General features: G+C 74.1%; 17 protein-coding genes and 1 pseudogene. 11 read left to right on the forward strand and 7 right to left on the reverse strand.

What is annotated here, in order from left to right:
* The first annotated feature begins 1 nt into the window (after position 1).
* The 4 genes from AACH11_RS19510 (at position 2) to AACH11_RS19525 (ending at position 4,945) form a co-directional block, all read left to right on the forward strand.
* Entirely contained in the window at positions 2-1,225 is a 1,224-nt protein-coding gene (locus tag AACH11_RS19510) for a glycosyltransferase family 2 protein (protein ID WP_341375940.1), read from the forward strand.
* A gap of 72 nt (positions 1,226-1,297) precedes the next feature.
* Positions 1,298-2,380 carry a glycosyltransferase family 2 protein gene (locus AACH11_RS19515; protein WP_341375941.1) on the forward strand — a complete coding sequence of 361 codons (1,083 nt, stop codon included), beginning with the start codon at positions 1,298-1,300 and terminating at the stop codon, positions 2,378-2,380.
* The gene (locus AACH11_RS19520) at positions 2,380-3,855 is read left to right on the forward strand and encodes a lipopolysaccharide biosynthesis protein (RefSeq protein ID WP_341375942.1); all 1,476 of its coding nucleotides are present in this window, start codon (positions 2,380-2,382) and stop codon (positions 3,853-3,855) included. The genes AACH11_RS19515 and AACH11_RS19520 overlap by 1 nt, the downstream gene beginning before the upstream one ends.
* A gap of 337 nt (positions 3,856-4,192) precedes the next feature.
* Positions 4,193-4,945, forward strand: coding sequence for a WecB/TagA/CpsF family glycosyltransferase (locus AACH11_RS19525; RefSeq protein ID WP_341375943.1), 753 nt, complete (start codon positions 4,193-4,195; stop codon positions 4,943-4,945).
* Between the two features lie 141 nt (positions 4,946-5,086).
* Here AACH11_RS19525 and AACH11_RS19530 read toward each other — a convergent pair whose 3' ends face one another.
* From AACH11_RS19530 to AACH11_RS19545, 4 genes are all read right to left on the reverse strand, one after another.
* Positions 5,087-6,826 carry an FAD-dependent oxidoreductase gene (locus AACH11_RS19530; protein ID WP_341375944.1) on the reverse strand — a complete coding sequence of 580 codons (1,740 nt, stop codon included), beginning with the start codon at positions 6,824-6,826 and terminating at the stop codon, positions 5,087-5,089.
* On the reverse strand, positions 6,823-8,091 hold the full coding sequence (locus AACH11_RS19535) for a glycosyltransferase family 4 protein (protein ID WP_341375945.1): 1,269 nt from the start codon (positions 8,089-8,091) through the stop codon (positions 6,823-6,825). The genes AACH11_RS19530 and AACH11_RS19535 overlap by 4 nt, the downstream gene beginning before the upstream one ends.
* A 127-nt stretch (positions 8,092-8,218) precedes the next feature.
* Positions 8,219-9,190 carry an NAD-dependent epimerase/dehydratase family protein gene (locus tag AACH11_RS19540; protein ID WP_341375946.1) on the reverse strand — a complete coding sequence of 324 codons (972 nt, stop codon included), beginning with the start codon at positions 9,188-9,190 and terminating at the stop codon, positions 8,219-8,221.
* A gap of 282 nt (positions 9,191-9,472) precedes the next feature.
* Complete coding sequence (locus AACH11_RS19545; RefSeq protein ID WP_341375947.1) at positions 9,473-9,967, reverse strand: pyridoxamine 5'-phosphate oxidase family protein; 495 nt, start codon at positions 9,965-9,967, stop codon at positions 9,473-9,475.
* Positions 9,968-10,146: 179 nt separating this feature from the next.
* Here AACH11_RS19545 and AACH11_RS19550 point away from each other — a divergent pair, with 179 nt between their 5' ends.
* Positions 10,147-10,644 (forward strand): NUDIX hydrolase, encoded by a 498-nt coding sequence (locus AACH11_RS19550; protein WP_341375948.1) that lies wholly within the window; start codon positions 10,147-10,149, stop codon positions 10,642-10,644.
* 13 nt (positions 10,645-10,657) lie between these two features.
* Here AACH11_RS19550 and AACH11_RS19555 read toward each other — a convergent pair whose 3' ends face one another.
* Both AACH11_RS19555 and AACH11_RS19560 read right to left on the reverse strand, forming a co-directional pair.
* Positions 10,658-11,152 carry a nucleotide triphosphate diphosphatase NUDT15 gene (locus tag AACH11_RS19555; RefSeq protein ID WP_341375988.1) on the reverse strand — a complete coding sequence of 165 codons (495 nt, stop codon included), beginning with the start codon at positions 11,150-11,152 and terminating at the stop codon, positions 10,658-10,660.
* Positions 11,129-11,530: pseudogene (locus AACH11_RS19560) on the reverse strand (VOC family protein); the annotation flags it as partial. The gene AACH11_RS19555 and the pseudogene AACH11_RS19560, both read right to left, overlap by 24 nt.
* Before the next feature lie 242 nt (positions 11,531-11,772).
* Between AACH11_RS19560 and dnaE the strand changes: the two are divergent.
* The 4 genes from dnaE (at position 11,773) to AACH11_RS19580 (ending at position 18,297) form a co-directional block, all read left to right on the forward strand.
* Positions 11,773-15,450 carry a DNA polymerase III subunit alpha gene (dnaE, locus tag AACH11_RS19565; protein WP_341375949.1) on the forward strand — a complete coding sequence of 1,226 codons (3,678 nt, stop codon included), beginning with the start codon at positions 11,773-11,775 and terminating at the stop codon, positions 15,448-15,450.
* 150 nt (positions 15,451-15,600) lie between these two features.
* Positions 15,601-16,395, forward strand: a complete 795-nt coding sequence (ypfH, locus tag AACH11_RS19570; RefSeq protein ID WP_341375950.1) for an esterase — start codon at positions 15,601-15,603, stop codon at positions 16,393-16,395.
* A 119-nt stretch (positions 16,396-16,514) separates the two neighbouring features.
* Complete coding sequence (gene yaaA, locus AACH11_RS19575) at positions 16,515-17,300, forward strand: peroxide stress protein YaaA (protein ID WP_341375951.1); 786 nt, start codon at positions 16,515-16,517, stop codon at positions 17,298-17,300.
* An 82-nt stretch (positions 17,301-17,382) separates the two neighbouring features.
* Positions 17,383-18,297 carry a 2OG-Fe(II) oxygenase gene (locus AACH11_RS19580; protein WP_341375952.1) on the forward strand — a complete coding sequence of 305 codons (915 nt, stop codon included), beginning with the start codon at positions 17,383-17,385 and terminating at the stop codon, positions 18,295-18,297.
* 63 nt (positions 18,298-18,360) lie between these two features.
* Here AACH11_RS19580 and AACH11_RS19585 read toward each other — a convergent pair whose 3' ends face one another.
* The gene (locus AACH11_RS19585; RefSeq protein ID WP_341375953.1) at positions 18,361-19,908 is read right to left on the reverse strand and encodes a DEAD/DEAH box helicase; all 1,548 of its coding nucleotides are present in this window, start codon (positions 19,906-19,908) and stop codon (positions 18,361-18,363) included.
* A gap of 465 nt (positions 19,909-20,373) precedes the next feature.
* Here AACH11_RS19585 and AACH11_RS19590 point away from each other — a divergent pair, with 465 nt between their 5' ends.
* The gene (locus tag AACH11_RS19590) at positions 20,374-21,141 is read left to right on the forward strand and encodes a winged helix-turn-helix domain-containing protein (protein ID WP_341375954.1); all 768 of its coding nucleotides are present in this window, start codon (positions 20,374-20,376) and stop codon (positions 21,139-21,141) included.
* A 217-nt stretch (positions 21,142-21,358) separates the two neighbouring features.
* Positions 21,359-22,162, forward strand: a complete 804-nt coding sequence (locus AACH11_RS19595) for an EF-hand domain-containing protein (RefSeq protein WP_341375955.1) — start codon at positions 21,359-21,361, stop codon at positions 22,160-22,162.
* Positions 22,163-22,327 lie beyond the last annotated feature (165 nt).

Consider the following 22,327-nt stretch of genomic DNA (forward strand, 5'->3'; position numbering starts at 1 on the left):
GGTGATCTGGACCCTGCTGTTGATCGTGCCGGCACTGCTGCTGGCCCTGCCCGGACTGGCGCTGCTGCTGCAGGTGCTGGGCGCACGCCGCCTGGCGCGCGCCGCGGCCGCCGCGCCGGCCCAACCCACGACCTGGGCGGACGGCCCGGCGGTCGACGGAACGGTCGCGGTGCTGATTCCGGCCCATGACGAGGCCGCCGGCATCGAGCGCACGCTGCGCCAGGTGAGGGCGCAGCTGCGTCCGGGCGACCGCCTGCTGGTGGTCGCCGACAACTGCAGCGATGACACCGCGGCCATCGCCCGCGCGGCTGGCGCCGAGGTCACCGAGCGGGTCGACCGCGAGCGCCGGGGCAAGGGCTGGGCGCTGGACCATGGCCGCAACGTGCTGCGCGACGAGGCCCGGCAGGCCCCGGACCGGGCGCCGGCCTGGCTGGTGATCCTGGATGCCGACTGCACCCTGCAGCCCGGCTGTCTGCCGCGCCTGGTGCGCCGCTGCGCGCAGCTGGGCCTGCCGGTGCAGGCGCGCTACCTGCTGCATGCGCCCGACGAGCGCCTGAAGTCCCGCGTTTCGGCCTTCGCCGTGCGGCTGAAGAACCGGGTGCGGCCGCTGGGCATGCAGGCGCTGGGCCTGCCCTGCGGTCTCTACGGCAGCGGCATGGCGCTGCCCTTCGCGCTGGCCGCGCAGGCGCCGCTGGCCAGCGGCCACATCGCCGAGGACATGCAGCTGGGCCTGCATCTGGCCCAGCAGGGGCTGGCCCCGCAGTTCTGTGATGAGGCGGTGGTCGACAGCGTGCTGGCGGCCAACGCCGAAGGTGCGGGCACGCAGCGCACGCGCTGGGAGCACGGCCACCTGTCGCTGCTGCTGCGCGAGGGGCCGGGCATGTTGTGGCGGGCCGCGACTGCCGGCCGCTGGCGCGCGCTGGGCATGATCGCCGACCTGCTGATCCCGCCGCTGGTGCTGACCCTGGCGCTGCAACTGGCCGGTCTGGCCGCCCTGGGGCTGCTGACGCTGGCCGGCGCACCGGCCTGGATCGCCGGCCTGGCGGCCGTCGGGGTGGCCGGTTGGGTCATCGCCGTGCTGCTGGCCCGGCAATGGTTCGCGGCCGACCTGCTCGGCTGGCGTGATCTGGCCTATGCCCCGCTGTACATTGCCGGCAAGTTACCTTTGTATCTGCGTTTCCTGAGCGGCCGTCGCAGCGGCTGGATCCGCACCCGGCGTGATTGAGTACCCGGCTGTCGGGCCCCGTCCGCCGCGGCCATCCATCCGTCCCGCCCGACCGCTCCGCTGTCCGCCGCCATGGCCCTGATCGACATCATCATGCCCGTGCGCAATGGCGCACGTTTCCTTCCGGCGGCCGTCGCCAGCCTGCAGGCGCAGAGCCTGCGTGACTGGCGCCTGCTGCTGCTCGACCACGGCAGCACCGACGACACGATGGCCGTGGCCGGGCGGCTGGCGCAGGCTGACGGGCGCATCGCGCTCAGCCAGCATGCCGATGCCGTCGGCGTGGCCGGGCTGCGCAACGTCGGGCTGTCGCTGGTGCAGGCGCCTTATGTGGTGATGCAGGATGCGGACGACGAGTCGCTGCCGGATCGCCTGCAGCGGGTGGCCCGCGCCTTCGCCGACGATCCGCAGGCCATGGTCATCGGCGGCAGCGCGCTGCTGATCGATGCCGAGGGCCGCGAGTTCGGCCGCTTCGAGATCACCACGGATCCGGCCCTGCTGGCGCTGCAGACGCTGTTCCGCATGCCGGTCGTGCATCCGGCCACCGCGCTGCGCAGCGAGCTGATGCAGCGGGTCCGGGTGCGCTACGGCGAGTCGCTGGCGCTCGACGGCTGTGCCGGCGACGGCCTGGTGTCACCGGAGCTGGTCGAGGACTACCAGCTGATGGGTGAACTGGCGGTGGCCGGCCTGGTGCGCAACCTGCCCGAGCCCCTGCTGCGCTACCGCTTCCACGGCGGCGGGGTCAGCCGCGCGCGCTACACCGAGCAGATCCGGCTGTCCGGCCTGGTGTCGCGCCATCTCGCCCGGGTGGTGTCCCAACGTGCGGGTTGCGCGGCCTTCGATCCGGCACCGTTCGGCTCGCACGGGGGCACGCTGCTCGATCTCGGCGTGCAGGCCGACCACCGGGAGGCCTGGCACCAGATGCGCGACGCACTGCTGCACAGCGACGGCCCTTGGCGCCGCCAGCCCGAGCTGGTGCAGCGCGAACTGGCCTGGCGCTCGGTCTATGTCGACCGTCAGCCGCTGGGCCTGCTCGGCCGCGCGCTCGGCCACTGGGCGTCCTGCCGGCCGGATCGCCACGAGCGCCAGACGGTGCGCAACGTGGTGCTCAAGCGCCTGCGCCGCCAGCCACTGCCCGCGCTGCAGGCTGCCGTCTGATGGCGGCCGGCCGCGGTCTGGGCCGCGATACCTCGCTGCTGAGCGCGGCCGCGCTGCTCGAGTACGCGCTGCAGCTGGTGCTGCCGGTGCTGCTGGTGCGCCTGGTCAGCCCGCAGGATTTCGGCGCGATGCGTGCGCTGCTGCTGGTCTCGGTCACGCTGCAGGGCGTGGCGGTGCTGTCGCTGCCGCGCGCGATGTTCAACTTCCTGCCGGGGGCCGATGCGCCGCGGCGGCGCCAGGTGGTGGCCCAGGCCCTGTGGCTGCTGGCCGCCCTGTCCCTGGTCTGCGGGCTGGCCTTCGGGCTGCTGGCCGCGGCCGGCCAGCTGGGTGGGGCCTTCGAGCTGGTCGGCCGGGCGCCGCTGGCCGCCGGTGGCTATGTCGTGCTGTGGCTGCTGGGCAGCCTGCTGGACACCCTGCCCACGGCCAGCGGACGGGTGCGCTTCCAGGCCCTGGCCACCGTCACCCTCGGGCTGGTGCGCACCGGCGTGCTGGCCGCGCTGGCCTGGTGGCGTCCCGGTTTCGACGCGCTGCTGGCCGGCCTGCTGGTGTTCGCCGCGCTCAAGGTGCTGCTGCTGGCCGTCTTCGTCGTGCGTGATCTGGGGTGGCGCGGCTGGCGCCAGGACCGGGCGGCGTCCGGCGAGTTGCTGCGTTATGCGGCGCCGTTGGCCGTCGGCGACGGGCTGTTCGCGCTGCGCCAGCAGGCCGACCAGTGGGTGGTGTCCAGCACCTTGGATGCGGCGGCGCTGGCCACGCTTTCGGTGGCCGCGGTGGTCGGTTCGGTGCCGGTGCTGGTGCGTCAGCCGATCAACAACGCGCTGCTGCCACGGGCCCGTCTGGCCTGGGCCGAGCACCGGCCGGCCGATCTGGCCGCGCTGCTGCGCATCTCGCAGCAGCTGGTGGCCGTGCTGCTGATGCCCTTGCTGGTCCTGGTGGCGCTGCTGGCGCCCGATCTGGTGCGCTTGGTCTATACCCAGCGCTTCGACGCGGCCGCGCCGCTGATGCAGCTCTATCTGTGTGGTGCCCTCGGCGCGCTGGTGGCGCCGGGTTTCCTGCTGGCCGTCATCGGCCAGAACGTGGCGGGCGCACGCATCGCTGCCGGGGTGCTGCTGGTCAGCGCGCTCGGTGGCGCGCTGGCCGTGCGCCATGCGGGCGTGGCCGGTGCGGTCATGGCCAGCGCGGCCGCCCTGGTCGCGGGGGAATGGTGGGCGATGCGGGTGGTGCTGCGCACGCTGCAGGTCCCCTTGTCCGCGGTGCTGGATGTGGGGCGGCTGCGACGGCTGGCGCTGTTGTGTGCGCTCGCGCTGGGCGCCGGGGTGCTGGCCCGGATGGCCTGTCCGGATCCGGTCCGTACCGGTCTGGCCTGGTGGCGTCTGGCCTGCAGTGCGACCGCGTTCGGCCTGGTCTTCGCGGTCGGTGCCTGGCGCCAGGGGCTGTGGTCCGATCTGCGCCAGCTGCTGGCACAGCTCAAGGCCTGATGCGTGCATTGCGAGACGGTCAGACTCCACACCCAGGGGCTCCCATCCCACGAACACAGCGTTCTGCCGAAACACATTGCTTTGACAATCGAGATCGTCCCGAGGGTCTGGCGGGCCGGCGCAGCCGGTCATGCCGCAGATCCGTCTCGATCCGCCCCCCCATGAGTCGTACCTCCGCCATCCACCATTTCGGGTCCCTGCACTTCGGTGGGCAGCGTGCGGGCCGTGGATCGGCCCCGTTACAGTCCGCGTCGCTGGGTGGCTCCGCAGCCGACCGGCATCTTCCAGCCGGCGCCGTCGCCACTGTCCGCACGCACCGATGGCCCCACCACATCCTGTGATCCAGCTACCGTACAAGCATCTGGGCGGCTACCGGGTCGTGGCGGCCAACCAGCAGGAACTGCAGTCGGTGATCCTGCAGCGCATGGCGCTGCGCAAGGTCACCGCGCTGGTCTATGCCAACGCCAACATGGTCGTGCAGTGCGCGCCCTGGCATGAGCGTTTCGATGATCCCCGCGTGATCGTCGCCAACGACGGCGTCGCGATGGATCTGGCCGCCCGCTGGCTGTGCGGGGGTCGCTTCCCGTCCAACCTCAACGGCACGGATTTCACGCCCTACATGCTCGAGCATTGCGGGCGGCCGATGCGGCTGTTCCTCTACGGCGCGCGGCCGGCCTCGATCGAGGGGGCGGCGCGTGCGCTGCAGGCGATGGGCCATGAGGTCGTCGGTCAGCTGGACGGCTACACCGTGCTGCCCGAGGGGGAGCTGATCGCCCGCCTGCGTGCCGCCGAGCCGGACATCGTGCTGGTCGCGCTCGGCAATCCGCGCCAGGAGCGCTGGATCATCGATCACCTGGACGAACTGCCACCGGCCGTCTACACGGCCGTCGGGGCCTATTTCGATTTCCTCTCCGGCCTTGCGCCGCGGGCGCCGCGTCTGGTGCGCATGCTCAGGCTCGAATGGGCGTTCCGGCTCTCGCTGGAGCCGCGGCGGCTGCTGCGCCGCTACACGGTCGGCGGCTACGAGTTCTTCCGCCAGTGCTGGCGGGAGCGTCACTCGAGCGCCCGCAACGCACGCGCCACGGCCTGAGCGGCGGGCGGGCCCGCGTCTGCACGCGGGTGGCATGCCTCGCGTGCCGCGGACCGGTCCGCGGCCGACGAGCCCGGGCGCCGTCCCAGGCGCCGTCCCAGGCGTTCTGCGGCCCTCCCAGGCCCTCGCTCAGGCCCTCGCTCAGGCCGCCTTGCTGTCGACCGGCGTCCAGTCGCGTGCGGTGTGGGCCGTGCCGTCGGTCGCCTTCAGCGGCCGGGCCGGTGTCGCATCCTGGTGCCGGCGGGTCAGCCGCTGAGCCAGCCGGCAGCCCAGCGCCAGCGCCATCAGCGTCGGATTGGCATGGCTGCAGGTCGGGAAGACCGAGCTCGCGCACACGTGCAGATTGGCCACGCCATGGACCTGCAGCGTCGGATCGACGACGCCGTCGCCCGCCCGCTCGCTCATGCGTGTGCTGCCCATGTGGTGGCCACCGACCGGCAGCGCGGCGGCCAGCGCCTGTTCCAGCGCGTCGCGGGCCGGCAGGTGCAGGCGCGCACGGCCGCTGCGCGCGAGTTCCGCGGCCAGCAGCTCGAAGCTGCGGCGGGCCGAGTCGATGTCCTGCGGCGTCAGGGCCCAGTGCACATGCACCCGGGGCAGCCCGTCCGCGTCGCGTGCGTCGAGCAGCGTGATGCGGTTGCTGGCCGTCGGCAGTTGCTCGCCGTTGAACTCCAGCGGCCATTGCTGCGTCCGCCCGCGCTCCAGCGTGTAGGGCAGCTTGCGCGTGGCCAGGCGGATGCGCAGCAGGTAGTCGGTCGCGAAGCGGGCGATCGCCGGCGCGTCCAGCAGCACGTTGCGCAGATGGGCCAGGCGCTGGCGGTCCCCGGCATGGTGGCCATGGCCGTGGTTGAGGATCTTCTGGTGCTCGCGCGGCAGGCTCGACTTCAGCAGATGGATCAGCGACATCACGCCGCTGCCGTGCGAGGGGTCGCCGTAGGCCGGAAAGTGCAGGCGGAAGCAGCCGTTGAGCAAGCGGTGCTCGCGCTGGACCGTGGCGGACAGCTGCAGCTTGCGCCGCGCGTAGACGCCGTCACGCGTGCGCTCGAAGCCGAAGCGCGGCAGTTGCCCCGGTGTCTCGAAGCGACCGAGGATGACGTCGAAGTGGCAGGTGTAGTGACGCCCGAGATGCGCGTCCAGATGGGCCCAGCCCGGCTGGGCCGCACGGGTGGCCAGCAGCAGTCGCGTGGCCTCGATGCCGCCGGCGGCCAGCACCACCTCGCGCGCCCGGGCCGTGCGCAGCCGGCCGCTGCTGCGGCAGCGCAGGGTCAGGCCGACGATCCGGCGGCCCTCGCCGTCGCACACCAGGTCCATCACCTTGGCCTGCAGCACCACGGTGGCCCGCGGATGGGCCTGCAGCGCCGCACCGTACTTGCGGCCGAAGTCGGTCGGCAGGCTGTAGCGTTCGATGCGTTCGTCGACGCGGCCGCTCAGCTGCTGCAGGCCGTCGAACAGCGGGCGGTCGCCCTGCGGCAGCGCCGTGGTGCCGAAGTCGGCGAGGCCTGCATCGGCGATGGCCGTGGCCTCGGTGATCCAGGGCTGCAGCGCCTCCAGCCGCAGTGGCCAGCCGCTGTCGGGCACCCAGTCCCGGGCCAGGAAATCGATCTCGTCGAAGGGCACGCAGCGGCCGCCCCACAGATGGGTCGTGCCGCCCAGGCGTTGGCGGCGGTAGTCGCGCGTCGGCGGATGCGGCGCTTCGGCATGGCCGTCATAGGCGTCCTCGTAGGCCGCGTGTTCGTCGCGGCCACCGGCCTCGATCAGCAGCACGCGCAGGCCGCGCGCCAGCAGACGGTCGGCCAGGGCGAGGCCGACGGCGCCGCCGCCGACCACGCACACGTCGTGGTCGAGCAGCTGCTCGTCCCGGGTCTCGTTCAGCGGCACGATCATCGGGCGGACTCCACGTCGGTGACCGCCGCGGCGGTCGGGATCAGGGGGGGATGCGCCGTCGCGCCATGGCCATGGCGCAGCAGCAGCGCCTCCAGCCGGCCGAGTTCGGTGTCCAGGTCGTGGCGCTCGCGCACCGCCTGCACGGCGGCGTCGGCGCGGGCCTGCAGCGCGGCCACCGGCAGCTGCGCGGCGTCGATCAGCGCGTCGGTCAGCGCCTCGACCGAGCCGGGCGCCACCAGCCAGCCGTTGCGCCCGTCCTCGACCAGCTCGGGAATGCCGGCGATGCGGGTGGTGATCACCGGCCGGCCCAGGCTGAAGGCTTCCATGATGGCCACCGGCAGCCCCTCGGCGAAGCTCGGCAGCACGAAGGCGCGGGCGCGCTGCAGCTCGTCGCGCACCTGCGGGCTCGAGCGCCAGCCCAGCAGGCTGACGTCGGCCTGCAGGCCGTGCTGCCGCACCAGGGCCTCGATCTCGCCGCGCAGCGGGCCGTCGCCGACCAGCACCAGCTGCATCGCCACGCCGCGCGCACGGGCGGCGACGAAGGCGTCGATCAGCACCCGCACGCCCTTCTCGGCGCACAGCCGGCCGACGAACAGCAGGCGGGGGGCCTCGACCACCGGCAGCGGGCGGGCCTGGCGGAAGGCCGCGCCCGGCGTGCAGCGCACGATGTGGATGCGCGACCAGTGCGCCGGATCGGCGAACAGCATGCACTGGCTGCGGCAGAAGTCGGTGATGGCGGCGGTGAAGGCGGCGCGGGCCAGCTTCTCGCCCAGCGCCCAGTCGCCCGGGCGGTAGAAGATGCCCGGGCCGTGCACCGTCATGCTGAACGGCCGGCCGGCGATGACCGAGGCCAGCATGGCCACGGTGGCCGAGTTCTCGGCGATGTGGTTGTGGACGATGGCGATGTCGCGCTCGACCATCTCGCGGGCCAGCAGCGCGGCCTCGACCAGGTAGGGCCCCTGCAGCGCCAGGCCCTTGAGGCCGGCCTTGCGCGTGCGCAGCGCCAGGCCCAGCGCCTGCAGGCTGGCGCGCGGCCGGCGCAGCAGGGCCCAGGCGGCGGCCGCGGCCAGGCGCGCCAGCGGCTGCTCCAGGATGTAGGTCGTCGTCGCCTGCTCGCGCCGCAGTTCCTCGTCGTCGCCGGCGCTCTCGCGGCGGATCGAGTAGGTCAGCACCTCGTGGCCGCGCGCCCGCAGCCCGGCCACCTCGTTGCGGATGAAGGTGTCGCTGGCGCGGGCGTAGTGGCTGGTCAGGTAGGCGATGCGCATGCGGGCGGGGAAGGCGGCGGGACGGAGGGGCGGGCGGGGCAGGCGGGCAGGCAGGCCGGGCGAGGGGGGGAGGGCGTGGGCCGCCGTGGCCGCGGGCGTGTGATGCCGCGGGGTGGCCAGGATCGCCTCAGCCCTCCAGCGGGCCGACGCGTGCGGTCGTGTAGCGGGCCTCGTAGCGGTGGCGCAGCAGCAGGCCGGGCACCGGCCAGCCGCGGCGCAGGGCCCAGGCCGCCAGCGGATGCAGCAGGCGCAGCGGCCATTCGACGGGCCGCGGCAAGGCCAGCAGCCGACGGTGCGGCAGCAGCGGGCGCGCCCAGTCCAGCAGTGCCGGTGCGGGCGAGGCGGTCAGCAGGCGGACACCGGCCGTGGCCTCGGGGGCCAGCGCGTCGGCGATGGCCGCGGCGCAGGCCTGGCGTTCGATCACGTGGGCCTGGCGGCGCGCACGCGGCACCAGCAGCAGCGGCCCCAGACCGATGCCGACCAGATCGGCCGGCACCCGCTCGCGGTCGTAGACGCGGGAGGGCCGCAGCACGTGCAGCGGCACGCCGGCGGCCGCACAGATCTGGCCGGCCCAGTGCTCCTGGCGCCGCTTCAGATGCGCGTAATCGCCGTACCAGGGCGTCTGTTCGTGCGGGGCCAGCAGGGGGGAGTCGGCCTGCAGCACCGCACCGACCTGCCGCCAGTCATAGACCGAGAAGCTGCTGACCAGCACGAAGCGGGCCTCGGCATCCAGCGGCGCGACCAGGTGGCGCAGCACACGCTGGGTCAGATCGGCCTGGTCCGCCCGGGTGCGCCGCACCTCGAAGGCCAGGTGGATGACGGCGGCCGCGCCCTCGACCGCGCGGGCCACCGCCACGGCATCGTCCAGATCGACCTGCAGCCACTGCAGGCCGGGGTCCTCGCGCAGCGCGGTCGAGCCCGGCAGGCGGCGCAGCAGCGCCCGCACCGGATGGCCGCGCCGCCGCAGCTCGGCCAGCAGGGCGCGGCCGATGTAGCCCCCGGCGCCCGTGACGACGACGGGACGCGGCGGCCCTTCGCCCAGGCTCGGGGCCGGTGGGCCGGCGGGGGAGGGCAGCGGGGAGGCGGAGGGCTCGTGCACGTGGGCGGGGGTCGGCGAGGCCGTCGCGCCCGTCCCGTCGGGCAGCCCCGTGGCCTTGCGGGCCCACCGGGACCGTCAGCGGGCGCGCCACGGCATCAGGGTCAACCCGGACTTTCCGGGCAGGCCGATTGGATCCCAGTCCCGTGACGGAGATCATGAACAACTTGGGGAGTTACAAGCCCCGGTGTGATGTGTTCCGCGGGTGCACCCCGCCAGAACGCGGGGGGGCGCACCCGGACGCCGTGCGGTTTCCGGGGCGCCGGTCGGGGCCTTCAGGGCCGCTCAGGCGGCCAGCACCTGCGCCAGCTGTGCCGGGCCCAGCGCCATCGCGCGGCCGAAGCCGGCGACGAAGCGGGCACTGGTCGGCACCACCCGCACCAGCGTGAAATCGCCGAAGCCGAACATCGGCTCGGCCTCGGGCAGGCGGGCCAGATAGGCCGCGCGGGCGGCCGGGTAGGCGGGGTCCTCGGGCCGGCAGGGCAGGGCGCGGCCCTGCAGGCTCAGCCGCGGCAGCGCCAGCGGGTTGTCCTGCGGCGTGCGCGGGGCCATCACCAGCAGGCCGACGGTGGGCGTGGCCAGCAGGTCGGCCGTGTGCGGGGCCAGGCGGCTGACGTGCAGCAGCAGTGCCGGCGTGCCGTCGGCGTCGTGGCGGCCGTCGAGCAGCGCGTAGGGCACCATCGAGACCGCGGGCTCGCCGCGGTGCAGGGTGGCCAGGCTGGCCAGTTCCTGGTCGGTCAGCAGGCGGCGCAGCAGCAGGGCTTCGGCGGCTTCGAGCATCGGGCGGTTCCGGCAGTGGGCGTGTGGCCTGCAGTATGCCCAGCCGACCCCGGCGGCGACGGCCAGCGCGTGTGTGACGGCGGGCCTGCGCCGGGTGCCGCGCGGCCGGCGTCGCGGCGCCTCGTGCCCGTGCCCGTGCCCGTGCCCGGCTGCCTGCGGTGCGGCAGTAGCATCGGCCGATGCTGGTGATCGATCGCCCCGACCGTCCCGACGGCTTCCACTTCCAGGTCCGTGCCGCCGCGCTGCTGCGCCACGACGACCATCTGCTGCTGCACCGGCTGGCCGGTGACGCGTTCTGGAGCCTGCCGGGCGGCCGCGTCGAGCCGGGCGAGGACAGCGCAGCCACCGTCGTGCGCGAACTGCGCGAGGAGCTCGGCGTGACGGTGCGGGTGACCGGCGCGGCCTGGATCTGCGAGAGCTTCTTCCGCCACCAGGGACGCTCACGTCAGGAGCTGGGCTTCATCCACCATGCGGTGCTCGACGATGCCACGGTGGCGCTGGCCGACACCGGCCGCGTCCATGCCGGCCTCGAGGACCATCTCGCGCTGGAGTTCCGCTGGTTCCGTGCGGCCGAACTGCCGGCGCTGGCCGTCTATCCGGTGTTCCTGCGCAGCGCGGCGCTGGATCCGCGGCAGGGTCACTGGCCGCGCCACGTGGTCGAGCGCGAGGCGGGCTGAGGCCGCCTGACCTTCAGACCGCGGCGTCGGGCGCCGGCGGCCGCCAGCCGCTGGCGCGCAGGGAAGCCAGCGGGGCGAACAGCGGCTGCGGCAGCGCGTCCCAGTCGAACCAGTGCCAGCCCTCGCACTTGTCCGGCTCCCGGTTGCAGGGCTCGCCGCGCACGCCGCGCGCCAGCACGAAGGCGGTGAGGAAGTGCCGGCCGGCGTCGTCGAAGACGTCGTTCGTCCAGGGGCCGGGTTGCAGGTGGTCGACCGCCAGGCCGGTTTCCTCGCCCAGCTCGCGCCGCGCCGCGGCCTCGACCGACTCGCCGAATTCGAGCTTGCCGCCGGGCGCCGACCAGGTGCCGGCGCCATGCGCACCGCGACGGCGGCCCAGCAGCAGCCGGCCGTCGGCGGCCTGGACCAGCACGCCGACACCGACCTCGGGCCGTGGTGCGGCCGGCGGCGTGGCCGAGGCCGAGGCCGAGGCTGGCAGCGTCCAGTTCGGGTTGTGGGCGATCTCCCACAGATGGCCGTCGGGGCTCTGGAACAGCCCGGCCCAGCCGCCCCAGAACACCCGGCCGGCCGGCCGGATCACGCGCGCGCCGGCGGCGCGGGCCCGCGCGATCAGCGCATCGACCTCGGCCTCGCTGGCCACGTTGTGGGCCAGTTCGACCTCGGTGGCGCTGCGCGCCGCCACGGCCAGTCCGGCGTCCGCGGCCAGGCTGGTGCGCGGCCACAGCGCCAGCTTCAGCCCGTCCTGCAGCGCGAAGAAGGCGACGGCGCCGTTCGGGTACTGGGTGCCGACGATGCCGTCGGTGGCCAGGCCCAGGCCGTCGCGGTAGAAGCGCACGGCCGCCTCCAGGTCGTCGACGGCCAGGGTGATGCAGGACAGGTGGGGGTTCATGCGGCGGGCAGGGTCCGGATCGGCAAGGGCGCGAGCATGCCGCAGCAGCCGGGGCGCGGGAAGGGGCGTGGCCGTCGGCCGCACCGGTCACAGCCGCCGGGTCGTCGTGTGGTGGTCTGCACGCGGCCTGCCGCCGCATCGCCTCACCCACACGAATGCTGTATATCCATACAGTTTCCGGCGCTACGATGCCGGCTCTGCGCCTGCCGCCGCTGCCTGCCCCCGTCCGCCCCACGCCCCCCATGTCCGGCCCACCCGCCTATGCCGAGCTGTGCTGCCGCAGCAACTTCAGCTTCCTCGACGGGGCCTCCCATCCGGAGGAGCTGGTCGACACCGCGCTCGCCCGTGGCTACGCCGCGCTGGCGCTGACCGATGAATGCTCGCTGGCCGGCGTGGTGCGGGCCCATGCGCGGGCGGCCGAGGTCGGCCTGCCGCTGATCATCGGGGCCACGGTGCGGCTGTCGACGGCTGACGCCGGTGCGGCCGTGGCCGCGACGGTGGCCGGGCGCATCGGTGCGGCGCCCGCCGGTGCCGATCAGGCCGCGCTGGCCCCGGGTGCGGCCTCGCCGCTGGCCGGCCGGCCGCCGCCCACGCTGGTGCTGCTGGCGCGCAGCCGGCGCGGCTACGGCAACCTGGCGCAATGGATCAGCCTGGCGCGCCGGCGCGCGCCCAAGGGCCGCTACGTCGCACTGGCCGGCGATCTGGAGGGCCGTGCGCCCGATGCGCCGCATCTGGCCGGCCTGCCTGACTGCCACGCACTGCTGTTGCCCGACCTGTGTGCGGACGACGCCGACGGCACCGTGTTCGAGACCCTGCACGCCCAGGCCATGTGGCTCAAGACCTGGTTCGGGCCCGCGCGCTGCGGCATCGCGATCTCGCTGCTGCACCAGCCGCAGGATGACCTCAAGCGCGCGCTGCTGCCGCGGCTGGCCGCGCTCGTCGGCCTGCCGCTGGTGGCCGTCGGCGAGGTGCGCATGCATGCCCGTCACCGCAAGCCGCTGGCCGATGTGCTGACGGCCACCCGGCTGGGCCGGCCGCTGGCCGATTGCGGCTTCGATCTGGCGCCCAATGCCGAGGCCCATCTGCGCAGCCGCGCCCGGCTGCAGGCGCTGTACGCACCGGCCTGGCTGGAGGCCACGCTGGCGGTGGCCGCCGGCTGCGATTTCTCGCTGGCCGATCTGCATTACGAATATCCCGAGGAGCTGGTGCCCGCCGGCCACGACCCGGCCAGCTGGCTGCGCCGCTTGACCGAGGCCGGTGCGCGCCAGCGCTATCCGCAGGGCCTGCCCGCGGCGGTGCGCGCGGCCATCGAGCACGAGCTGGCGGTGATCGCCGCCCGCGGCTACGAGCCCTATTTCCTGACCGTGGCCGACATCGTGCGCTGGGCCCGCCATGCGCGCGGCATCCTGTGCCAGGGCCGCGGCAGCGCGGCCAACTCCGCGGTCTGCTACTGCCTGGGCGTGACCGAGGTCGATCCGGTCGACGCCCCGTTGCTGTTCGAGCGCTTCATCAGCCCCGAGCGCAACGAGCCACCCGACATCGACATCGACTTCGAGCACCAGCGCCGCGAGGAGGTCATCCAGTACCTCTACCGCAAGTACGGGCGGCACCGTGCGGCGCTGACGGCGGTGGTCATCCGCTACCAGCCGCGCTCGGCGCTGCGGGATGTCGGTCGTGCGCTCGGGCTCGATCCGGACCTGATCCAGGCCGTCTGCCGCGGCCAGCAGTGGTGGGATGGCCACGGCATCGCGCCCGAACGCCTGGCCGAGCAGGGGCTGGATCCGGCCGCGCCGGTGTGCGCGCAGTGGCTGGCGCTGACCGCGCAGCTGATCGGCTTTCCGCGCCACCTCAGCCAGCATCCGGGCGGCTTCGTCATCGCGCGCGACGACATCGCACGGCTGGTGCCGGTCGAGAACGCCGGCATGGACGGGCGCACCGTCATCGAGTGGGACAAGGACGACCTCGACGTGCTCGGCCTGATCAAGGTCGACATCCTCGCCCTCGGCATGCTGAGCGCCATCCGCCGCGCGCTGGTGTGGGTGGGCGACAAGCTCGGCCGGGGCATGGCCGACGTGCGGCCGGCGCAGGCCGCGGACCGCCGTGGCCATACCGACGCCCCCGACGCCCCCGACGCTGCCCACGGCGGCGACCGCGACGACGGCCAGGACCGCAGCGATGGCATCGGTGGCAGCGACCCCGCAGCGCTCTTCGGCGCCGATCCGGCCGCCGACGACGCCCGCCTGACCGGCGCCGCGGTGCGCGGCCTGCCGTTCTCGATGCAGGACGTGCCGCGCGAGGATCCGGCCGTCTACGCGATGCTGCAGCGCGCCGACGCCCTCGGCGTGTTCCAGGTCGAGAGCCGGGCCCAGCTCAGCATGCTGCCGCGGCTGCGCCCCGCGCGCTTCTACGACCTGGTCATCGAGGTCGCCATCGTGCGGCCGGGGCCGATCCAGGGCGGCATGGTCCATCCCTATCTGAAGCGCCGCCAGGGCCTGGAGCCGGTCAGCTACCCCAGCGCCGAGGTGGCGCAGGCGCTCGAACGCACCCTCGGCGTGCCCATCTTCCAGGAGCAGGTGATGCAGCTGGCCATCCTGGCCGCCGACTTCACCCCCGGCGAGGCCGACGGGCTGCGCCGCGCGATGGCGGCCTGGAAACGCAAGGGCGGGCTCGGTCCTTTCCATGAGCGCCTGGTCGGCCGCATGGTGGCCAAGGGCTATGCGGCCGACTATGCCGAGGCCATCTTCCGCCAGATCCAGGGTTTCGGCGAATACGGCTTCCCGGAGAGCCATGCGGCCAGTTTCGCGCTGCTGGTCTATGTCAGCGCCTGGCTCAAGTGCCACCATCCGGACGCCTTCCTGGCCGCGCTGCTCGACAGCCAGCCGATGGGCTTCTACGCGCCGGCCCAGCTGGTGCGCGACGCGCGCGAGCACGGCGTGACAGTGCGCCCGGTGTGCGTGCTGCGCAGCGACTGGGGGACGCGGCTGGAGCCGGTGCCGGTCCGCGCCGGGGCGGGCGAGGGGCATGGTGAGGGGAAGGGTGAGGGCGTCCGAGCCGGTGCGGTGGCGGCGGACCGGGCGGATGCACCGTCGCCCGGTGTCGCTGCCGCGGCAGGGCCGGCGCTGCGCACCGTGCGCCTGGGCTTCAACCGCATCGCCGGCCTGGGCGAGGCCGAGGCCCGGCGCATCGTCGCCGCGCGTGCGGCCGCGCCCTTCACCGGCGTCGAGGATCTGGCGTGCCGCGCCGGGCTGGACGCGCGGGCGCTGCAGCGGCTGGCCGCGGCCGATGCGCTGCGCTGGCTGCCGGCCGTCGATGCGGCGGCGGCCGCCGGCACGCCGCAGCGGGTCGTCGTGGCCGGCCGATCGGTGGCGGGCCCCGCCGCCGTACCCCGCATCGGCCATCGCCACCAGGCCGCCTGGGCGGTGCGCGGCATCGACACCCGTGCGCCGCCGCTGCTGGCTGGCGCCGATGCGCTGCCGCAGGCCGTCGTGCTGCCGTCGCCCGCGCCCGGTGACCAGGTGCTGGCCGACTACCGCAGCAGTGGCCTGTCGCTGCGCGCCCATCCGCTGGCCCTGCTGCGGCCGCAGCTGGCGACCCTGCGCCTGCGCACGGCCGCCGAGCTGCGCCAGGCGCGGCCCGGTCAGTGGCTGGGCGCGGCCGGCCTGGTCACCCACCGCCAGCGCCCGGGCACCGCGCGCGGCGTGGTCTTCGTCACGCTGGAGGACGAGACCGGCACCGTCAACGTCATCGTCTGGCCGCAGGTGGCCGAAGCCCAGCGCCGCCCGCTGCTGGCCGCCCGGCTGCTGGCGGTGCACGGCCAGTGGCAGTGCGAGGGCGAGGTGCGCCACCTGATCGCCCGCCGCCTGGTCGACCACAGCGCGCTGCTGCAGGGCCTGGCCGTGCACAGCCGGGACTTCCATTGACGGGCCGCCGGCCGGCCTTGGCCGTCGGATGCCGCCGGGCATGGTCCCGGGGCCTCCGGCGGTGGCCCCCCGCGGCACTTCAGCCCGCCCGAAGCCGCCATGCAAGCCGCTTCAACCGCCTGTCGCGGGACGCCGCCGACAATCCAGCCCATGACCACACCGAGCCCCACCCGACTGCCCGCCACCCTCGAATGGCTGCCCGCCGACGGACAGCCGCCCGCGCTGCTGCTGGTGCTGCTGCACGGCTGGGGCGCCAGCGCACAGGACATGGCCCCGCTGGCGCGCACGCTGCACCAGCAGTTCCCGCGTGCCGTCATCGTCGCGCCCGACGGCTTCGAGCCGCTGGACGGCGCCGGCACCACCCCGCTCGCGGGCCGCCAGTGGTTCAGCCTGACCGGTGAGGCCGGCGGCCGCCTGAGCGACGAGGAGCGTCCGGCCCGTGTCGACGCCATGCTGCCGCGGCTGGCCGACTGGCTGCGTGCGGCCCAGGCCGCCTGGGGCATCGAGCCGCAGGCCACTGCGCTGTTCGGCTTCTCGCAGGGCGCCATCGTCTCGCTGGAGCTGGTGCAGCGCCACGACGGCCTCTGCGGCCGCGTGCTGGCCTTCTCCGGCCGCTATGCCCGCCTGCCCGAGGCCACGCTGCAGCACACCACGCTGCACTTCTTCCATGGCGCCGACGATCCGGTGATCCCGGCCGACCATGCGCGCGCCGCGATGGCGCGGCTGCAGCAGCTGCAGGGCGACGCGACGATCGACATCGCCAGCGGCGTCGGCCACGCGATGCCGCCGGCGCTGGTGCAGTGCGCACTGCAGCGGCTGACCTCGCACATCCCGCGCCGCACCTGGCTGGCGGCCATGGGCGCGGCGGGCGGCGAGGGCGCGGAGAGCGCCGCGGGCGAGGACGGCCCTGCGGCCCCGCCCACACCGTCCACTCCGTCCCCCTGAGCCCGCCGTCGGCCCGGGTCCGGCGCTGTCCGGCCCCGGTCCGGCCTCCGTCGGTCTTCAAGTCCGGCCCGGGTCCGGGTCCGGGCAAGGCCGAGGCGGCCTTCGTACACTGCCGCCCCATGATCTTCGTCCTCTCTCCGGCCAAGTCGCTGGACTACGACACCCCGCTGTCGGATGCCGCCCGCGCGCGGGCCACCGAGCCGCTGTTCACCGACCAGGCCGCCGAGCTGATCGCGCAGCTGGCGCCCTTGACCCCGCCCCAGGTCGCCAGCCTGATGGACCTGTCGGACACGCTGGCCGCGCTCAACGTCGGCCGTTATGCCGCCTGGCAGCCACAGGCCACCGAGGCCAACAGCCGGCCGGCCGTGCTGGCCTTCAACGGCGACGTCTACGACGGCCTGCAGGCGCGCAGCCTGGGCGCGGCCCAGCTCGACTGGGCGCAGCAGCATCTGGTGATCCTGTCGGGCCTGTACGGCGCGCTGCGCCCGATGGACCGCCTGCAGCCCTACCGGCTGGAGATGGGCACCCGCCTGGCCAACCCGCGCGGCAAGGACCTCTACGCGTTCTGGGGCACCCGCCTCGCCGACCACCTCAACGAGCGGCTGGACGCGCAGCGCGTGCCCTGGCTGGTCAACCTGGCCTCGCAGGAGTACTTCAAGTCGGTGCCGCGCCGCGCGCTGCGCCATCCGGTCATCGACTGCGTGTTCGAGGACTGGAAGGGCGCCGGCTGGAAGATCATCAGCTTCCACGCCAAGCGCGCCCGTGGCCTGATGGCGCGCTGGATGATCGACCAGCGCCCGTCCAGCGCCGACGACCTGCGCGGCTTCGACCGCGACGGCTATGCCTGGGACGCGTCGGTCTCGACGCCCGAGCGCCCGGTCTTCCGTCGCCGGCTCCCGGCCTGAGCGTCCCGTGCGGCCATGGGCGCACACCGCAGACGGTGTGTGGTGCGCGGCCGGCGCCCGCGCTTCTGGAACAATCCGGACCATGAGCGCCCAGGCAGTCACTCCGGAACTTCGTCGCTGGATCATCGAACAGTCGCAGGCGGGCTGTCAGCCGGACGTGCTGTTGTCGTCGATGGTCAGCAGCGGCTGGAGCGAGGACGTGGCCACCCAGGCCCTGGAGGCCACGCTGCGGGACTTCCTCAGCGGCGTGCTGGCGGGACAGGACACCGAGGCCGCGGCCGCGGCGGCCGTCACCGGCCAGACCCGCGGTGGCGGCCTCGGCGAGGCCTTGCCGCTGGCCGTCCCGGTGCCTGAACCGGACCTCGCCCGCGAACCGCCCGCGCTGTGGGCCCACGACCGCGAGGTGCGGGTGCTGATGACGATGCGCCAGCCGCGCGTCGTGCTGTTCGGCGGCTTCCTGTCGGATGCCGAGTGCGACGAACTGGTCGCGCTGGCCCGCCCGCGCATGACGCGCTCGGAGACGGTGGTCAACGCCACCGGGGGCAACGAGGTCAACCCGGCGCGCACCTCGACCGGCATGTTCTTCGGCCGCGGCGAGAACGCGCTGTGCCAGCGCATCGAGATGCGCATCGCCGCGCTGCTGCGCTGGCCGGTGGTCAATGGCGAGGGGCTGCAGGTGCTGCACTACCGGCCCGGGGCCGAGTACAAGCCGCACCACGACTATTTCGACCCGGCCCAGCCCGGCATGGGCAGTGTGCTGGCACGCGGTGGCCAGCGCGTGGGCACGCTGGTGATCTACCTGAACACGCCCGAGCGGGGTGGCGCGACGACCTTCCCGGACGTCGATCTGGCGGTGTCACCGATCAAGGGCCACGCGGTGTTCTTCAGCTACGACCGACCGCATGCCGTCACCCGCACCCTGCATGGGGGTGCCCCGGTGATCGATGGCGAGAAGTGGGTCGCCACCAAGTGGCTGCGCGAGCGCGAGTTCAACTGAGCGGCTGAGCCGCCGCGGGGCGGCCCGCAGGCCGCAAGCCCGCGGGGCGCCCCGGCCGTGCGCTCAGCGCTTGGGCTGGGCCAGACGGGCGACCAGACCGGCCGCACCGCCACCGGCCGGACGGCCCGAGCCACCCGCTGCCGGACGGCCGCCGCCGTTCTGCGGCCGGCCACCGCCCGCCGGAGCCGGGTTGCCACCGCGGCCATTGCCTTGCGGTGCGGCGCCGGCCGGCTTGCCGCCGCCCTGCGGACGACCGCCACCGCCTTGCGGACGGCCACCGCCACCCCCGCCGGTACCCGGCTTGGACGCCGGACCGCGGCCCTGGCCGGCCTGCGCGCCCTGGCCCGGACGACCGCCCTGGCCACCGCCCGGACGGCCACCGCCACCGCCGCCGCCCGCATTGCGGCGCGTGCCGCCGACACCGATGGTCATGCGGCCCAGCACGATGGGCTCGGCCTTCTCGCCGGGCGCCGCCTCGAAGCCCGGGATCACCTCGCGCGGCACCTGACGCTTGATCAGCTTCTCGATGTCGCGCAGGAAGATCTCCTCGTCCAGGCACACCAGGCTGACCGCCTCGCCCTGGGCGCCGGCACGGCCGGTGCGGCCGATGCGGTGCACGTAGTCCTCGGGCACGTTCGGCAGCTCGAAGTTGACGACGTGAGGCAGCTGGTCGATGTCGATGCCGCGCGCGGCGATGTCGGTGGCCACCAGCACCGGCAGCTCACCGCTCTTGAACTCGGCCAGCGCCTTGGTGCGCGCGCTCTGGCTCTTGTTGCCGTGGATGGCCATGGCGCCGATGCCGGTCTCGTTCAGGTACTCGGCCAGGCGGTTGGCGCCGTGCTTCATGCGCGTGAACACCAGCACCTGGTGCCAGTCGCCCTGGCGGATCAGGTGGGCCAGCAGTTCCTTCTTCTTCTCGCGGCCGCAGGGGTGGATCTTCTGCGCGATCGCGTCGTTGGTCTGGTTGCGGCGGGCGACCTCGATCAGCGCCGGCTGGTCCAGCAGGCGGTCGGCCAGGGCCTTGATGTCGTCGCTGAAGGTGGCCGAGAACAGCAGGCTCTGCTTCTTGACCGGCAGCACCGCGAGCACCTTCTTGATGTCGTGGATGAAGCCCATGTCCAGCATGCGGTCGGCCTCGTCGAGCACCAGCAGCTCGATGTGGCTGAGGTCCAGCGTGCCCTGCTGGTGGTGGTCGAGCAGGCGGCCCGGCGTGGCCACCAGGATGTCGACGCCCTTGCGCAGGCGGTCGATCTGCGGCTGCATGCCCACGCCGCCGAACATCACCATGCTGGTCAGCGGCAGGTACTTGCCGTAGGCGCGCACGCTTTCCTCGACCTGGGCGGCGAGTTCGCGCGTCGGCGTCAGGATCAGGGCGCGCACGGCGAGGCGGCCGCGGCTGTCGCGCGCCGGCTTGCCCTGGCTCAGGCGGTGCAGCAGGGGCAGGGTGAAGCCGGCGGTCTTGCCGGTGCCGGTCTGGGCACCGGCCATCAGGTCGCCGCCTTGCAGGACGGCGGGAATGGCTTGCGCCTGGATCGGGGTCGGGGTCTCGTAACCCTGCTCGCGCACCGCGCGCAGGATCGGCTCGGCCAGGCCGAGGTCGGCAAAGTTCATGCGGTTCGGGGCGCCCGGCGGCTGAGGCCGGAGCGCGGTGGACACCGGCTGCTGCGGTCCGAAGCGGACCCACCAGTCTGGACGAGCCGATGCGAGGAAGGAGGACACCGGTGCCTGGGCACCTGATGTGGGTGCCGCGCGACTGGATGCGCGGCCTGACCCGTCATTGTACCGCCCTGCACCATGCCCCTGACGGATGTCCGGCGCGTCCAAACAGCACGCTTCAGGGGCGGGTGTTCCGCCCATCGGGGCTGGCGTGCCCGCCCGACACTGCCGCATCAGGCATGGCCGGGACGTGGGACCGGTCGCCGCAGGAGGGGAGGGACGACGGGTAGCGCCCAGGTGCAGGGCGTGGACACCGTCGCCCACAAGACCAGCCTCAGTCCATCAGGCCGGGTGGGGTGCGCGACCGTGCGGTGCGTGCCCTGTGCACGCCGGCTGCGTTCCGTCGGGAGTCTCCAGTCCATGTCCGCCTGCCACCATCTGCTGCTTGCCGGTGCCGACCCCACCGCCTGCCAGTCGCTGGCCGTCACCTTGCGTGCCCGCGGCCACCGCGTCGAATGGCTCGACGACGTGCAGCGCCTGCTGCGGGCCGACTGGCCGGATCCGCCCGACCTGCTGCTGCTGAACCTGTCCATTCCGCTGCGCCCCGAACACCTGGGCCCGGCCCATGGCCTGGACGCGCTGGCGCTGTTGCGCGCCCTGCGCCTGCACAGTGCGCTGCCGGTGATCGTGCTGACCGATGTCGACGATGCGGCCGACCGTGTGCTGGCCCTGCACAGCGGCGCCGATGACTGTCTGTCGCAGCCCGTGGTCGTCGGCGAACTGCTGGCCCGCATCGCGGCCGTGTTGCGGCGCTGGCGTGGCCACGAGCGGCGTGCGCCGGCGACGGTGGCCTCGCTGCCCTTGTCGGCCGGGGCCTGGCGCCTGTGTCCGCTGTCGCGCACGCTGCGCCGCATGAACGGCCCGGTGGTGCCGCTGACGCCGGCCGAGTTCCGGCTGATGCGCGCCTTCTTCGAGCGGCCGCGCCATGTGCTCGAGCGCTCGGACCTGCTGGCCCTGGCCACCGAGGACGAGGTGGCGGTCGATGCCGCCGAGGCCTCCGCCGGCAGCCGGGGCGTCGATCTGCTGGTCTCGCGCCTGCGCGGCAAGCTCGGCGACGATGCCCGCGCGCCGCGCTGGATCCGCACGGTGCGCGGCCGTGGCTACCGCTTCGACGTGCCCGAGGCCTGATCCGCGGACGGCTGCGGGCTGATCACGGCAACAGACCGGCGCGGCCCCCGTTCATCGGCGCTCAAGTGGGCCTCTTGTAACGGGTTGGCTACAGAGGCTTGAAGGACGGTCAACGACCGGCACCCAACATCAGGTCTGCGCTGCGGCGATCCTGCCGCGCGGGGGGCCGGTCGGCCTCCAGACCCGGCCCGTGACCTGCGGGCACAAGGAGCTGATGATGGGTTCGATCTCCAGTGTGGGTGGTGGGCAGTCCGCCGCCCAGTGGATGCAGCAGATGGCCGCGCTCGCCAGTGCGCGTCAGTCCACGTCCACATCCACGTCCACCACAGCCAGTACCTCATCGACCGCGTCGTCCGGTGGCACCGACTGGGCCCAGCTGCTGGCCCAGGCCGGCGGGCAGGAGGGGGCGTCCGGCAGCACGGCCACCCAGGGCAGCCGCCCACCGCCGCCACCGCAGCAGTTCGAGGTCTCGCGTCCGACGGCCGAGATGGGCGCCGCGCGGCAGGACCCGATCGCCGCGCTGGATGCCGACGGTGACGGCGGCGTCTCGGCGACCGAGTTCGGGCTGGAGTCCGCGTCCGCCAGCACGGGCGAGGCGACGACCTCGACCACCTCGACGACCTCGACCGAGGACACCGCCCAGCTGCAGGCGCTGTTCGACGCGATGGACACCAGCGGCGACGGCAGCCTGAGCACCGAGGAGCTCGACAGCTTCCGCGAGCAGATGATGGCGGCCGAAGGTCCGGGTGGCCCGGGCGGGCCGGGCGGGCCGGGCGGCATGGGCGGCGCGCAGGGCATGCCGCCCCCGCCGCCGCCGGGCGCCGCGGCCGACGCCTCGGGTGGCGATGCCGCCTCGTCGTCCGGCTCGGACGACAGCAGCAGTGACGCCGGCACGACGGCCGCCGCCAGCCAGCAGCCCGATGTGCGTCAACTGCTGCAGCACCTGGCCGAGCGCTACGCCGCGATCAGTGCCGCCTCGGCGGCCGAATCGAGCAGCAGCAGCCTGAGCGTCAGCGCCTGATCGCGCGGCTGATCCGGCCACCGATCCGGCGGCCGATCCAGCGGCCGAGCGGCCCGCGGACCGGCCCGGTGCATCCGGTGCCCCGGGCCCGCCGCAACGGCCCGTGCCCAGGCCGCTGGCCGTAGCGGCCGTGGTGGCCGTGGTGGCCGTGGTGGCCGTGGTGGC

This window comes from Pseudaquabacterium rugosum, from assembly GCF_038066575.1.
GTDB classification, from domain to species: Bacteria; Pseudomonadota; Gammaproteobacteria; order Burkholderiales; family Burkholderiaceae_C; genus Pseudaquabacterium; species Pseudaquabacterium rugosum.